The following is a 14,421-nucleotide window of genomic DNA, read 5'->3' on the forward strand; positions in this document are numbered from 1 at the left end:
ACCGTATCTTTCACGGTTGTCCGTGTGGGCACCGTTTTTTATATCTTTTTTTAGGGGTTTATAGATGAGCGATATGCACTCGCTGCTGGTGGCGGCAATACTGGGTGTGGTCGAAGGATTGACGGAGTTTTTGCCGGTGTCCAGTACGGGCCATATGATTATCGTTGGCCATCTTCTTGGCTTTGAAGGCGATACCGCAAAGACGTTTGAGGTGGTGATTCAGCTCGGCTCTATTCTGGCGGTAGTCGTGATGTTCTGGCGTCGTCTGTTTGGTCTGATCGGCATCCACTTCGGGCGTTTGCCGCAGCGTGAAGGCGAAAGCAAGGGCCGCCTGACGCTGATTCATATTCTGCTGGGGATGATCCCGGCGGTGGTGCTGGGGCTGGTATTCCACGACACCATTAAATCGCTCTTTAACCCGATTAACGTGATGTACGCCCTGGTCGTCGGCGGTTTCCTGCTGATTGCCGCAGAAGTGCTGAAGCCAAAAACCCCGCGTGCGGAAGGCCTGGACGATATGACGTATCGCCAGGCGTTTATGATTGGCTGCTTCCAGTGTCTGGCGCTGTGGCCGGGCTTCTCCCGTTCAGGGGCCACCATTTCCGGCGGGATGCTGATGGGCGTGAGCCGTTACGCGGCGTCTGAGTTCTCGTTCCTGCTGGCGGTACCGATGATGATGGGCGCCACCGCGCTGGATCTCTACAAAAGCATCGACTTCCTGACCGTGGGCGACATTCCGATGTTCGCCGTGGGCTTTATCACCGCCTTTATTGTGGCGCTGATTGCCATCAAAACCTTCCTGCAACTGATTAAGCGTATCTCGTTTATTCCGTTCGCGATCTACCGCTTTATCGTTGCCGCTGCGGTGTACGTGGTCTTCTTCTGATAACGGGTTGCCCTCACTCTTTCGGCTGAGGGCAACGTTTTTCCTTCCACACCGCGACCGCATCAATCCGCCGTTTCGTCAGCTCTTCGCGGATCGCCGGGCCTTTAAATCCAGCCTCTACCACATCTTTCGTCGGCACCGCTTTTGCGACGTCCCACGCCTCACGCAGCAAACGACCCTGCGGATAATCGGACGCTTCAAACCCGGTGCGGCCGCGCACGTCGGCTTCGCTGGTGAGCGCTATCTGCTCCACCCGCTGCGGCTTGCGCCAGGCGTCGATGTTATCGAACAGCTTCACGATGGTGGCGGGCTTCAGGATCGGGAAGGTGTGGATCAGGTCGTGAAATTCAGCGACCAGCTTTGCCAGATCGCGAATGTCATTCGGCACGCGCAGGCGCTGGCACAGTCCTTCAACCAGCTTCACCCCGGCCGGACCGTGCCCGTGGTGGCGTGGCCACAGTTCCTTAGGCGTTAACCCTTTGCCGAGGTCATGGCAGAGGGTGGAGAAGCGCACGTCCACCTCAGGGCTGAGCATGGCGGCCATGCTCAGCGTCATCAGAGTGTGAACGCCGGTATCAATTTCCGGGTGCCATTTCGCTGGGGCGGGCACGCCAAACAGCGCGTCTATTTCCGGGAACAGCACCTTCAGCGCCCCGCAGTCGCGAAGGACCTGGAAAAAGACCTGTGGATTGCGGGTGGTCAGGGCATTTTCAGTCTCTTTCCAGACGCGTTCTGGCGTCAGGTGTTCCAGCTCACCCGCGTCGGTCATGGCCGTCATCAGCGCCATTGTCTCGTCGGCGATACGGAAGCTGAGATGGGCATAACGGGCGGCAAAACGCGCCACGCGCAGCACGCGAAGCGGATCTTCAGAAAAGGCGGGGGAAATATGGCGTAAAAGACGGTCGCGCAGATCGTTCTGGCCGCCGTAAGCATCGATGATATGACCGTTTTCGTCCTGCGCCAGGGCGTTAATGGTGAGATCGCGGCGCAATAAGTCTTGCTCCAGCGTCACATCCGGCGCGGCATAGCAGGTGAAGCCGGTATAACCGGAACCGGATTTCCGTTCGGTGCGTGCCAGGGCGTACTCTTCCCGGCTTTTCGGATGGAGGAACACAGGAAAATCGCGGCCTACCTGCTGGTAGCCCGCGTCAATCATCGCTTCGGGCGTGGCACCGACCACGACCCAGTCTTTATCTTTGACCGGCAGACCTAATAACGCATCACGTACCGCACCACCGACCAGATAACTCTTCACGCCAACACTCCCGTTTTCTCTTTTCGCAAGATGATACGTAAGTGTGGCAGAGAAGACGAGTTAGTTCATCCAGCGGTCTTTACGTTTACGGCTTGGGATAAGGTGAGGAAGCACCAGACCCAGCACCAGACCTACGCCCAGCACGCCGCCGCCATACATAAACCACTGCATGATGATGGTGCGCTGTTTGTCATCCAGCTGTAGATTAGCGGCGTTCACTTTCTTCTGCGCCACAATCAGCTCGTTTTTCAGCTTCTGGTTTTCGTCTTTCAGACCGGCGATCACGCTGTCGCTTTGCGCCACTTTTTGCTGCATCTCTGCGGTGCGCTGGTTCCAGGTGCCGTCGATGTTGTTCAGCTTATCGGTCAGGGTTTTCACCTGATTTTCCAGATCCGGCACGCGGGTGCGCAGGCTTGGCACAGTGCTCAGCTCTTTCAGCGGGATCCACGAGGTGCGGCCAGAGCTGTCACGAACCTGGCCGTAATTGGTGTCTGCGTTAGTTTGCAGTAGCGTCACTTCCTCGCCGGCATTTACCGTACCCACGAGGCGATAATTGTCTCCAGGGCCGCTGCGTACCCAGGTGTTCAGTTCATCAGAAACGTAACGTTTCTCTTCAGCGTGGACCGCGGTTGCGGCGCTAAAAGCGAGTAAAGTAAGTCCAATCAGGCGTAATTTAAGCATATCAGTCGTTATTTTCATAAAAAGTGGAACGATAGTAGTGGCATCAGTGTCGCTACGCAAAGGATTCATCATCAATCGGAATCATCTGTGTCATGATTTCCACCGCTTTAAACTTTTACGCCCGTCAAATTGCTCATTGCGTGGCAATTTGGCGCAAAATACTATGTACTGACAAACAAATGGCGAGGAAGTTCGCCTTCATCGACGCGTCTGTGACGCACGCAAAAGTACAAGGCTATGGCACAAGAGATCGAATTAAAGTTTATCGTCGAAAAAGACAGCGCTGACGCGCTCCGCCAGCATCTGAATACGCTGTCCGGCGAGCACCATGAACCCGTACAGCTGCTCAACATCTATTACGAAACGCCGGACAACTGGCTGCGCAACCACGATATGGGCCTGCGTATCCGTGGTGCGAACGGGCGCTACGAGATGACGATGAAAATCGCCGGTCGCGTGGTGGGCGGTTTGCACCAGCGTCCGGAATACAATATCGACATCAGTAAGCCAGAACTTGAGCTGGATCGTTTTCCGGCGGAAGTGTGGCCGGAAGGGACGCTGCCCGCAACGCTGTCGGCAGAGGCGCAACCGCTGTTCAGCACCGATTTCTGGCGCGAGAAATGGCTGGTGACGGAAGGCAAGAGCCGCATTGAGATCGCCTTTGATCGCGGTGAAATTAAGGCGGGTGATGAGCAGGAGCCGATCTGCGAGCTGGAGCTTGAACTGCTGGAAGGCGAGGCGAGCGACGTGCTGAAGCTGGCGCGCAAGCTGGTGAACCAGCCTGGTCTGCGTCAGGGCAGCCTGAGTAAAGCGGCGCGCGGCTATCACCTGGCCGCCGGAAATGCGCCGCGCGTGCTGCGAGAAACCCCGATTCTGCGCGTTGTGCCGAAAGCCTCCGTGGAGCAGGGCATGGAAGCGGCGCTTGAACTGGCGCTCTCACAGTGGCAATACCACGAGGAGCTGTGGGCGCGTAATGTGAAAAATGCCAAAAAACAGGTGCTGGCCGCTATGGGGCTGGTGCGTCATACCCTGGCGCTGTTCGGCGGTATCGTACCGCGTAAAGCCAGCGCTCACTTACGTGATCTGCTCACTCAAACCGAAACGCTGATGCTTTCCGACGTGTCGGCACAAACGGCGATCTACAGCCCGCAAAATGCCAGCGCGAAACTGGCGCTGACCGAATTTCTGGTGACGCGTGGCTGGCGCACGTTCCTTGATGCGAAAGGGCAGACCAAAATCGCGGAAAACTTCAAACGCTTTGCGGATATCCATCTTTCCCGCCACGCGGCCGAACTGAGAACCACCTTCGCGCATCCGCTGGGCGACCAGTATGGCGACCAGCTTCCCCGTCTGGCGCGTAACATCGACAGCATGTTGCTTTTGTCAGGTGCGTATGAGGGCGTGAAGGCGCAGGCCTGGCTGGAGAACTGGCAGGGGCTTCAGCATGCCATCGAGACCCGTCAGCAGATTGAGATCGAGCATTTCCGCAACGAAGCCATTTCGCAGGATCCGTACTGGCTGCACAGCGGAAAACGTTAATTCTGGCAAGGAACCCCTGATATGCCGCTTTCTTCGCAGTTACAGCAGCACTGGCAGACCGTTTGCGAACGCCTGCCTGAGTCGTTACCCGCGTCATCGTTAAGCGAGCAGGCGAAAAGCGTGCTCATCTTCAGTGATTTTGTGCAGGAGAGCGTCAGTGCCCACCCGGACTGGCTGACAGCGCTGGAAAGCGCGCCGCCGCAGGCTGAGGAGTGGCGGCATTATGCTGGCTGGCTGCACACCGCGCTGGAGGCGGTGGCGGATGAGCCGACGCTGATGCGCGTTCTGCGTCAGTTCCGCCGCCGGGTGATGGTACGCATTGCCTGGGCGCAGGCGCTGGAGCTGGTAAGCGAAGAGAGCACCTTGCAGCAGCTGAGCGAGCTGGCGCAGACGCTGATTGTCGCCGCGCGGGACTGGCTCTACGCCGCCTGCTGTAAAGAGTGGGGCACGCCGTGCAGCGAAGACGGGGTTCCGCAACCGCTGTTGATTCTGGGGATGGGCAAGCTGGGCGGCTGCGAGCTGAACTTCTCCTCAGACATCGACCTGATTTTTGCCTGGCCAGAGAACGGCTCCACGCGCGGCGGTCGTCGCGAGCTGGATAACGCCCAGTTCTTTACTCGCCTGGGGCAGCGGCTGATTAAGGCGCTGGATCAGCCCACGCAGGATGGTTTTGTTTACCGCGTGGACATGCGTCTGCGTCCGTTTGGCGACAGCGGTCCGCTGGTGCTGAGCTTTGCGGCGCTGGAGGATTATTACCAGGAGCAGGGCCGCGACTGGGAGCGTTATGCGATGGTCAAAGCGCGGATCATGGGCGACAGCGATGATGCCTACGCCAACGAGCTGCGCGCCATGCTGCGCCCGTTCGTGTTCCGCCGCTACATCGACTTCAGCGTGATCCAGTCTCTGCGTAACATGAAAGGGATGATTGCCCGCGAAGTACGCCGCCGTGGTCTGAAGGACAACATCAAGCTCGGCGCGGGCGGTATTCGTGAGATCGAATTTATCGTCCAGGTCTTCCAGCTGATTCGCGGCGGGCGTGAACCCTCTCTGCAATCCCGCTCGCTGTTGCCGACGCTGAGCGCCATCGATCAGCTGCATTTACTGCCGGAAGGCGACGCGCAAACGCTGCGTGAGTCTTATCTCTTCCTGCGCCGTCTGGAAAATTTGCTGCAAAGTATCAACGATGAACAGACCCAGACGTTACCGGGGGATGAGCTGAACCGGGCGCGTCTGGCCTGGGGGATGCACGTGGACGACTGGGCGGCGTTGACGGAACGGCTGGAAGCCCATATGGCGGGCGTGCGCCGCATCTTTAACGATTTGATCGGCGACGACGAAAGTGAATCGCAGGACGATGCGCTCTCCGAGCACTGGCGCGAACTGTGGCAGGACGCGCTCCAGGAAGATGACACCACGCCGGTGCTGGCGCACTTAAGCGACGATGCACGTCATCGCGTGGTGGCGTTGATTGCCGATTTCCGCCTCGAACTGAACAAACGCGCCATTGGCCCGCGCGGTCGTCAGGTGCTGGATCAACTGATGCCGCATCTGCTGAGTGATGTCTGTTCCCGCGAGGACGCGCCGGTGCCGCTGTCGCGCATGATGCCGCTGCTGAGCGGGATCGTCACGCGTACCACTTACCTGGAACTGCTGAGCGAGTTTCCCGGCGCGCTGAAGCACCTGATTTCCCTCTGCGCCGCCTCGCCAATGGTGGCGAACAAGCTGGCGCGTTATCCGCTGCTGCTGGACGAACTGCTCGATCCGAATACGCTCTATCAGCCGACGGCGACGGACGCCTACCGTGACGAGCTGCGTCAGTATCTGCTGCGCGTGCCGGAAGAGGACGAAGAGCAACAGCTTGAGGCGCTGCGTCAGTTTAAGCAGGCGCAGATGCTGCGCGTGGCGGCGGCAGATATCGCCGGTACGCTGCCGGTGATGAAAGTGAGCGATCACTTAACCTGGCTGGCGGAAGCGATCATCGACGCGGTTGTCCATCAGGCGTGGGTGCAGATGGTGGCCCGCTACGGGCAGCCGAAGCACCTTGCCGACCGCGAAGGCCGCGGTTTTGCGGTGGTCGGCTACGGCAAGCTGGGCGGCTGGGAGCTGGGCTACAGCTCCGATCTGGATCTGATTTTCCTCCACGACTGCCCGGCGGACGTGATGACCGACGGCGAGCGTGAAATCGACGGGCGGCAGTTCTACCTGCGCCTTGCCCAACGCATTATGCACCTGTTCAGTACTCGCACTTCATCCGGCATTCTGTATGAAGTGGATGCGCGTCTGCGTCCGTCCGGCGCGGCAGGCATGCTGGTCACTTCGACGGAGGCTTTTGCCGACTATCAGAAGAACGAAGCCTGGACGTGGGAGCATCAGGCGCTGGTGCGCGCCCGCGTGGTGTACGGCGATCCGCAGCTCAAAACGCAGTTCGATGCGATTCGCAAGGCGGTCATGACGACCCCGCGCGAGGGCAGTACGCTGCAAACCGAAGTGCGGGAAATGCGGGAGAAGATGCGCGCGCACCTTGGCAACAAGCATCGCGATCGCTTTGATATTAAAGCCGATGAAGGCGGTATTACTGATATCGAGTTTATCACTCAGTACCTGGTGCTGCTGCACGCGCACGATAAGCCGAAGCTGACCCGCTGGTCGGATAATGTGCGCATTCTGGAACTGCTGGCGCAGAACGACATTATGGATGAGCAGGAGGCGCAGGCGTTAACCCGCGCCTACACCACGCTGCGTGATGAGTTGCACCATCTGGCGTTGCAGGAACAGCCGGGCCATGTGGCGCTGGACTGTTTCACCGATGAACGCGCGCAGGTAACCACAAGCTGGCAGAAGTGGCTGGTGGAACCGTGCGTAACAAAACAAGTGTGATATTATCGCGCGCAAATTGTGAATCTTTCTGGAGTCAGGAATGAAAGTAACACTGCCAGAGTTTGAACGTGCTGGAGTTATGGTTGTCGGTGATGTGATGCTGGATCGCTACTGGTATGGGCCGACCAGCCGTATCTCTCCGGAAGCGCCGGTGCCGGTAGTTAAGGTCGACACCATTGAAGAGCGTCCAGGCGGCGCGGCAAACGTGGCGATGAACATAGCCTCGCTGGGCGCACATTCGCGTCTGGTCGGCCTGACCGGCATTGACGATGCGGCGCGTGCCCTGAGTCAGTCGCTGGCGGACGTGAACGTGAAGTGCGACTTCGTTTCTGTCCCGACACACCCAACCATTACCAAGCTGCGCGTGCTGTCGCGTAACCAGCAGCTGATCCGCCTCGATTTCGAAGAAGGGTTCGAAGGCGTCGACCCTGAGCCGCTGCACGAGCGCATTAGCCAGGCGCTGGGCAATATCGGTGCGCTGGTGCTGTCTGATTATGCCAAAGGCGCGCTGGCGAGCGTGCAGACCATGATCCAGCTGGCGCGTAAAGCCAGCGTACCGGTACTGATCGACCCGAAAGGCACCGATTTTGAGCGCTATCGCGGCGCAACCCTGCTGACGCCAAATCTCTCTGAGTTCGAAGCGGTGGCGGGCAAGTGCAAAACTGAAGAAGAGCTGGTTGAGCGCGGCATGAAAATCATCGCTGATTTTGAGCTGTCAGCGCTGCTGGTGACCCGTTCCGAACAGGGCATGACGCTGCTGCAACCGGGCAAGGCGCCGCTGCATATGCCAACCCAGGCGCAGGAAGTGTATGACGTGACCGGTGCCGGTGATACGGTGATCGGCGTGCTGGCGGCGACGCTGGCGGCGGGTAACTCCCTGGAAGAAGCCTGCTACTTTGCGAACGCCGCGGCGGGCGTGGTCGTCGGTAAACTCGGCACCTCCACCGTTTCGCCAATCGAGCTGGAAAACGCGGTGCGTGGGCGTGCGGATACCGGCTTTGGCGTCATGACCGAAGACGAGCTGAAAGTGGCCGTTGCCGCCGCGCGCAAACGCGGTGAAAAAGTGGTGATGACGAACGGCGTGTTCGACATCCTGCATGCGGGCCACGTTTCGTATCTGGCGAATGCGCGCAAGCTGGGCGATCGCCTGATTGTGGCGGTTAACAGCGATGCGTCAACCAAACGTCTGAAAGGCGAAACGCGTCCGGTGAACCCGCTGGAGCAGCGCATGATCGTGCTTGGCGCGCTGGAAGCGGTGGACTGGGTGGTCTCATTTGAAGAAGATACCCCGCAGCGCCTGATTGCCGGGATCCTGCCTGACCTGCTGGTGAAGGGCGGCGATTACAAACCAGAGCAAATCGCAGGTAGCGAAGAGGTCTGGGCGAATGGCGGTGAAGTGATGGTGCTCAACTTTGAGGACGGGTGTTCAACCACCAACATCATTAAGAAGATCCAGAAAGTCAGTCAGTAAAAAACGGGCCAGTTGGCCCGTTCGTTTTTCACCCTCTCCCCGTGGGAGAGGGCTGGGGTGAGGGCATCAGGCCGCACTTATGCCTGGTCATCCACCGGTGGAATAGCTGGCGCTGGCTTCACTTCTTCCGGCGCATTGCGGCTCTCCAGCTCGCTCAGACGCTGTTCCAGCAGCGCCAGCTTCTCGCGGGTGCGCAGCAGCACCTGCGTCTGCACGTCAAACTCTTCGCGGCTGACTAAATCAAGGCGAACCAACTGTGCCTGCAACGTCTGGCGGATTTTCTTCTCAACGTCATCACCAAACTCACGAATACCTTTCGGCATGGACTCATGAACCTGACGCGCGATCTGCTCAATTTTCTTTGGGTCAATCATTGTCGTTTCCCTTGATGAAAAGGTGTTAGTGCCTATTGTAGCGTGTCATGCCGTGGGTTAAACAAAATTGTTTGAAGCTTATGCATTGCCCAGGGTAATCAATAGCGTTATAGTTATCTCGCTTATTCTCAGGGCGGGGCGAAATTCCCCACCGGCGGTAAATCAGCTTAACGCTGAAAGCCCGCGAGCGCTTTGGGTGAATTCTCAAAGGTCAGCAGATCCGGTGTAATTCCGGGGCCGACGGTTAGAGTCCGGATGGGAGAGAGTAACGATCCAGTCGGGCAAGGCCCGCTCACGTTATTTTTTTGCCGCTTGTACGGCGCTCCTAAGACTGCCCTGATTCTGGTAACCATAAAGTTAATGAGGTTTTTTTACCATGAATCAGACGCTACTTTCCTCTTTTGGCACTTCAACTCAACGTGTTGAACATGCACTGGATGCACTGCGCGAAGGCCGCGGTGTGATGGTGCTGGACGATGAAAACCGTGAAAACGAAGGCGACATGATTTTTGCCGCCGAGAACATGACCGTTGAGCAGATGGCGCTGACCATCCGTCACGGTAGCGGCATCGTATGCCTGTGCATCACCGAAGAACGTCGTCAGCAGCTTGATCTGCCGATGATGGTTGAAAACAACACCAGCGCCTTCGGGACCGGCTTCACCGTGACCATTGAAGCGGCGCATGGCGTCACCACCGGTGTGTCGGCGGCTGACCGCCTGACCACCGTGCGTGCAGCGATTGCTGATGGTGCGAAACCATCCGATCTGCACCGTCCTGGCCACGTTTTCCCGCTGCGCGCGCAGCCGGGCGGCGTGCTGACCCGTGGTGGCCATACCGAAGCGACCATCGACCTGGTGACGCTGGCTGGCTTCAAGCCAGCAGGCGTACTGTGCGAACTGACCAATGATGATGGCACCATGGCGCGCGCGCCGGAGTGCATCACCTTTGCGCGTCTGCACAACATGCCAGTGGTGACGATTGACGATCTGGTGGAGTATCGCCAGGCGCACGAGCGCAAAGCCAGCTGAAATCGCTGATGTAAAAAAGCCGGGGAAACCCGGCTTTTTTTTATGTTTAGTGGTAGTTAATTTTGAACAGCACCACCGTTTCGAACGGCCCGGACTGAATCGCTTTCCCTTCTTCCCGTGAAAGTTCAGCCGTGTAGTTTTGCTCAACGTTCAGCTTCTCGCCCGTGAAATCGGCATATTCTTTATACTGGTTGAAGGTGTAGGGTTCCGTTCCGTTAAGGATACGCAGTTTTAAACCATTCCCGATCAGCAACGCGGTGTCGTCCGCACTCAGCGTCTCAGTGGTGTAAAAAGACGAATCCATCTTAAAGCCGTCGGAGCACTGAGCATCCTGCACTTTAGTCGTTCGTATCGAAAACGTGCGAATACGTTTCTGCTGATTCACGATATCGCGCGCGCTGAAGGTACCAAAGTCGATCTCCTGGTTCTCAGGAAAAATACTAAACGTTGCCCCGCAGTCCAGTACCGTAATGTTCTGTAACCCGGTAATGTGGTATTTGAGGTTCTTCGCATCGGCCATCTGGTTCACACCGCCTTTACCGTCAAACTGGACAACTATGTAATCGCTCAGCGAGCTTACGTAGCCGTGAGGCGGCATCGCTTTGATTCTTACGTATAAGCGCAGTCGTGCAACAAAGGTGCGGGAGGTGTGAATATCCTCCGGGTTGCCGGAGCATATGAGGTTTTCCCAGCCCATCTGGTGGATCTGGGCAGGGGTATAAATTGTGATGTTTTTGTTGTCGAGGCACTGGCGGGTATCCACGCCGTTGGGCTGGCCCGTGGCGTCGTAGTCGATCCCTTCATAAGTCACCCCAAGTTCATAATAGGGATCGGTGGCAGAAGGATAGGGATTCACCCAGGCAAAAACGTCCTCCGGTTCAAAGCCGCTTGTGACGTTGTGATCGCATGTCACCGGGATTTTGATGTCATTCGACTCCCAAATCTTCTCGCCTGGCTGCGCATTGCTGGGTATAGCAAACGGCGATATCGTTTCGGTTTTTTCGACGGGGCCACCCGCCCCTCCGAGGTAGCAGTCCAGCGCCAGCGCCTCTTTTAACGGCAGCACCGTGAGCAGCAATATAAACAGCAGGTTAGTGAGATTTCGCATCGTTTTCGATCTTCCGTTCGGTCAGGGCGCACTGGGCGGTTCCCGCGCACTGCACGTCGAACTTTTTCAGGGCACCGTAATCGTCGATATAGCCGATGCTGTAATAATTTCCGTGATAGTCGCCGGTAGAGGTCGTTGCTGTGGCAAACGGCGCAAGCATCAGACTGTCGAAGCCCGGCAGCATGGTCTTCGCATCCTTACTGAGCCAGGCCAGGGTGATGTAGTACGGCGTCGGGTTATGCAGGGTCAGCCCGCTGGCATTGGCTGAAATTTCCAACCGCATCTCCGCCTGCTCGCCGGGCTTTTTGGTAATCGCTTTAGGCCGCCATAACAGCTTGATTCGGCTCTGCATCGCCACCTGCATTACGCTACGCTCCTCGCTTGCGCTGGCGCTTTTCGGCGGCACTTCACGCAGGTTGAAATAAAACAGTGATTCCCTGTCTTTCGGCAACTGGCGCGTAGCGGCTTGTTTAACGATTCTCACCTGGGACGAGGAGCCTGCTTCGATGCGTTGAATGGGAGGAAGCGCCATAAAGTGCGTATCTTCTTTTTGCCCCTTCTCATCTTCAATCCAGGAGAGCGCCAGATAAGGCAGCGCCTTGCTCTGGTTGTCCACTTTCAGGCTGGTGGCCTTGTCGCTTTCTGAAAAAATAATGCGTGTGCGGTCCAGGTTAATGGCTGCATGAGCGGTAAATACTGTGCTGATTAGCACCAGGCACAGGCTTTTAAATGGCGTTAATTTCATGATGATTTCTTACTGACACGGCAGTATCAACTGCATACTGTTTTCTAAGTGAGAAGGTAACGAGAAGCGACACTGTTGGTTGTCGCCCCATGTCACCCGAAATTGCTGTTCTGGCTCAACGGCGCCCAGCCAGACGTGGCCTTCATCGGCCACCATCCCAACCTGTAAATCACTTTCTTCCAGGCGAACAATCGCCCCGAGCGGGGGCGTTCCTGATGGCATCCGCAGAACGCCAGCCACATCCTTACCTGCGCGGGTGGCAATCTGACGATAACCAATGGCCCCTTCAGTCCATGTTGACGTCACGACGCGGTTGTCCACATCCACGCCATCCGGGAGGTTGTTCATATTGACCTGCACGGTGGCGGGGGAATAGCTGGAGAATGACGGCAAAACGCCGATACCAAACCGGTTGGTTTCATCCCGGGACAGGTTCAGGGGAATGTTGCCCACGCCGTCGGTGCTGACCATCACCCGCGGTTCATTACCGTAGCTGCGTCGGTGCAATGCGGCACCTTTCACCGTTGAAGTGAATGAGCCGTTCCAGCTTGCGCTAAGGGAGTGATATTCTTCAGCCTTATAGCTGCCTGAGAGATTCAGATCGCCGAAGGCGGAATAGTGCTGATAATTTCCGCTGACCTGCGCGGCGGAGTTCGGCTTACCGCTTTCCGCACCTGCGGAAACGCCCCAGGTGTTATTCCGGTCTGACGTGTCATACCACGACACGTTATGACTGAGCGTGTCGCTGTTGCGCATGTCATAGCTAAGCCGGTGATCGGGATCGAGCGGGACGCTGAGCGTGAGGTAAAGCTGGGTATCGTCACTGTCGTCGTCTTCTTCGTAATGTGTTTTACTCCAGGAGAGAGTCACACCCAGGTTTTTCCAGCGACCAACATCAAAGTTGTAGCCCGCCGTAACGCTGCCCGTGGTGGATGGCGATGCGTTCCACCAGGTCTGCCGCAGAATGTTTACATACAGATTCAGTGATAACGCCGGCAGGTACTGGCTTGCCGTCACGCTCAGGGTCTGTTTTTCCGCCTGGCGGTCATCATCATCAAGATAGCGGGCGTAGCTCAGGAATTGAGGGTCTGAGTAGCGGTAGCTGGCGAGCGTAAGCTGGCTGCCCGTGGTATCAAAGCGCTTACTGTAGTTAAAGCGATAGCTATAACCTGTCTGGCTACTCCGGCCAGGCAACTGGCTGGTGGCCTGCGTGACGTCAAAAGAGAGTGCGCCCAGATACGCCATATTTTGGCCAATCCCGGTGGCGACAGAACGATAGTGGTCGCCATCTGCCAGCATGCCGCCATACAGGGAGGTGTGTGACAGCATGCCCCAGGAAAATTCGCCGCTGAGGAATGCGTTATCTTCTACGTCGTGAGAGGCGTCTTTGCGTGCTTTACCCGCCGCAAGCTTGTAGCGGACCTGTCCCTTGCGCGTTAAGAAGGGAACGGATTCAGCAGACACCTGGTAGGTACTGACCCGTCCGTCTTCTTCCGTGACTTTGACGTCCAGCGTGCCCTGTACCGACTGGTTAAGATCCTGAATAACAAAAGGACCAGGCGGCACTTTACTCTGGTAAATCACGCGGTCGGCAAGGCTTACGGTTACCGTGGCGTTGGTTTGCGCTATCCCGGTAATCTGGGGGGCATAGCCGCGCAGCGACCAGGGCAGCATACGCTCATCGCTAATCAGTGATGCGCCGGTATAGGTGAAGGCATCGAAAATGGCGGACTGGAAATCCGTTTCACCGAGCGTCAATTTCGCACCGAGGGCAGGCAGGGGCCGGAACATATACAGGCGTGAAAAACGACCGTCGTGATCCGAGCCTGCTTCCGTATAGCTCTGGGTGTACTGGTAATCGCTGCGTAGCCGCCACGATCCCATGTTTACACCGGCGGTGCCGTACGTATTGACGTTATTATTGCTTTCGCCGCTATCGGGCTGATAATGGCTGGCAAAAAGATTGTAATCCAGCAGTACGCCCGGTACGCCGTGATCCCAGGTGGCCGGCGGCATCCAGTCCGCCGCACGGTATTGTAGCCACGCCTGGGGGACCGTCACTTTAAGCGTCTGGCTGGCTTGCTCAAAAGTAAATTTGATGTCTGGTCTGGCGGCGAAATCAACGCATCCCTCTTTTTCCGGCAAAGCATGACGAACGTCATCCTGCAACGCAAATGTATCGGCCAGCTCGGGAGGAATACAGACCTGAACCGTGTTATTTATTTCTCTCCAGCGAAGCTGCCAGCCATTTGCCAGCGGAATATCATTGATGGCAACCGTGACAAAATAATTTCCCGGAATGACGGAAATGTGATCTTTAAAAAAGGATAAATCAACGCTATTGCGCTGATCTTTATCGATGGCATTAATATTAAATTCGGTGGCAGAGGCAATTCTCGTCATTAACAGGGACGCAATGATGATTACCCAGTGTAATTTGTATGCCATCATCCTG

11 protein-coding genes and 1 riboswitch are annotated in these 14,421 nt (G+C 57.0%); of the genes, 5 read left to right on the plus strand and 6 right to left on the minus strand.

The window, feature by feature from the left end; all coding sequences use genetic code 11:
- Positions 1 to 64: 64 nt before the first annotated feature.
- Positions 65 to 886, plus strand: coding sequence for an undecaprenyl-diphosphate phosphatase (gene bacA, locus BH712_RS21215; protein ID WP_006811997.1), 822 nt, complete (start codon positions 65 to 67; stop codon positions 884 to 886).
- 13 nt (positions 887 to 899) lie between these two features.
- Here bacA and BH712_RS21220 read toward each other — a convergent pair whose 3' ends face one another.
- A complete protein-coding gene (locus BH712_RS21220; protein ID WP_006811996.1) occupies positions 900 to 2,141 on the minus strand; it encodes a multifunctional CCA addition/repair protein in 1,242 nt (413 codons plus the stop codon).
- A 60-nt stretch (positions 2,142 to 2,201) separates the two neighbouring features.
- The gene (locus tag BH712_RS21225) at positions 2,202 to 2,822 is read right to left on the minus strand and encodes a TIGR04211 family SH3 domain-containing protein (RefSeq protein WP_001303390.1); all 621 of its coding nucleotides are present in this window, start codon (positions 2,820 to 2,822) and stop codon (positions 2,202 to 2,204) included.
- 237 nt (positions 2,823 to 3,059) lie between these two features.
- Here BH712_RS21225 and BH712_RS21230 point away from each other — a divergent pair, with 237 nt between their 5' ends.
- Genes BH712_RS21230 through hldE form a run of 3 tightly spaced genes read left to right on the plus strand, consistent with a single transcriptional unit; the run spans position 3,060 to position 8,709 of the window.
- Positions 3,060 to 4,361: a CYTH domain-containing protein gene (locus tag BH712_RS21230; protein ID WP_006811995.1), complete on the plus strand. Its 1,302-nt coding sequence runs from the start codon at positions 3,060 to 3,062 to the stop codon at positions 4,359 to 4,361.
- A 21-nt stretch (positions 4,362 to 4,382) separates the two neighbouring features.
- On the plus strand, positions 4,383 to 7,238 hold the full coding sequence (glnE, locus tag BH712_RS21235; protein WP_006811994.1) for a bifunctional [glutamate--ammonia ligase]-adenylyl-L-tyrosine phosphorylase/[glutamate--ammonia-ligase] adenylyltransferase: 2,856 nt from the start codon (positions 4,383 to 4,385) through the stop codon (positions 7,236 to 7,238).
- Positions 7,239 to 7,278: 40 nt separating this feature from the next.
- Positions 7,279 to 8,709, plus strand: a complete 1,431-nt coding sequence (hldE, locus tag BH712_RS21240) for a bifunctional D-glycero-beta-D-manno-heptose-7-phosphate kinase/D-glycero-beta-D-manno-heptose 1-phosphate adenylyltransferase HldE (RefSeq protein ID WP_006811993.1) — start codon at positions 7,279 to 7,281, stop codon at positions 8,707 to 8,709.
- A gap of 77 nt (positions 8,710 to 8,786) precedes the next feature.
- Here the strand turns inward: hldE and ubiK are convergent, their stop codons facing one another.
- Positions 8,787 to 9,083 (minus strand): ubiquinone biosynthesis accessory factor UbiK, encoded by a 297-nt coding sequence (ubiK, locus tag BH712_RS21245; protein ID WP_000566823.1) that lies wholly within the window; start codon positions 9,081 to 9,083, stop codon positions 8,787 to 8,789.
- Positions 9,084 to 9,203: 120 nt separating this feature from the next.
- Positions 9,204 to 9,354, plus strand: a riboswitch (FMN riboswitch).
- Between the two features lie 105 nt (positions 9,355 to 9,459).
- Between ubiK and ribB the strand changes: the two genes are divergently transcribed.
- Positions 9,460 to 10,113 carry a 3,4-dihydroxy-2-butanone-4-phosphate synthase gene (gene ribB / locus BH712_RS21250; RefSeq protein ID WP_006811992.1) on the plus strand — a complete coding sequence of 218 codons (654 nt, stop codon included), beginning with the start codon at positions 9,460 to 9,462 and terminating at the stop codon, positions 10,111 to 10,113.
- Positions 10,114 to 10,159: 46 nt separating this feature from the next.
- On the opposite strand, the gene BH712_RS21255 is transcribed toward ribB, so the two are convergent.
- The 3 genes from BH712_RS21255 to BH712_RS21265 are packed head-to-tail and all read right to left on the minus strand — an operon-like array spanning position 10,160 to position 14,414.
- Entirely contained in the window at positions 10,160 to 11,221 is a 1,062-nt protein-coding gene (locus tag BH712_RS21255) for a fimbrial protein (protein ID WP_006811991.1), read from the minus strand.
- Entirely contained in the window at positions 11,205 to 11,966 is a 762-nt protein-coding gene (locus BH712_RS21260) for a fimbrial biogenesis chaperone (RefSeq protein WP_006811990.1), read from the minus strand. The genes BH712_RS21255 and BH712_RS21260 overlap by 17 nt, the downstream gene beginning before the upstream one ends.
- Before the next feature lie 9 nt (positions 11,967 to 11,975).
- Entirely contained in the window at positions 11,976 to 14,414 is a 2,439-nt protein-coding gene (locus tag BH712_RS21265) for a fimbria/pilus outer membrane usher protein (protein WP_032674056.1), read from the minus strand.
- Between the last annotated feature and the right edge of the window lie 7 nt (positions 14,415 to 14,421).

Source organism: Enterobacter hormaechei ATCC 49162 (assembly GCF_001875655.1).
In the GTDB taxonomy this organism is placed as follows: Bacteria; Pseudomonadota; Gammaproteobacteria; order Enterobacterales; family Enterobacteriaceae; genus Enterobacter; species Enterobacter hormaechei.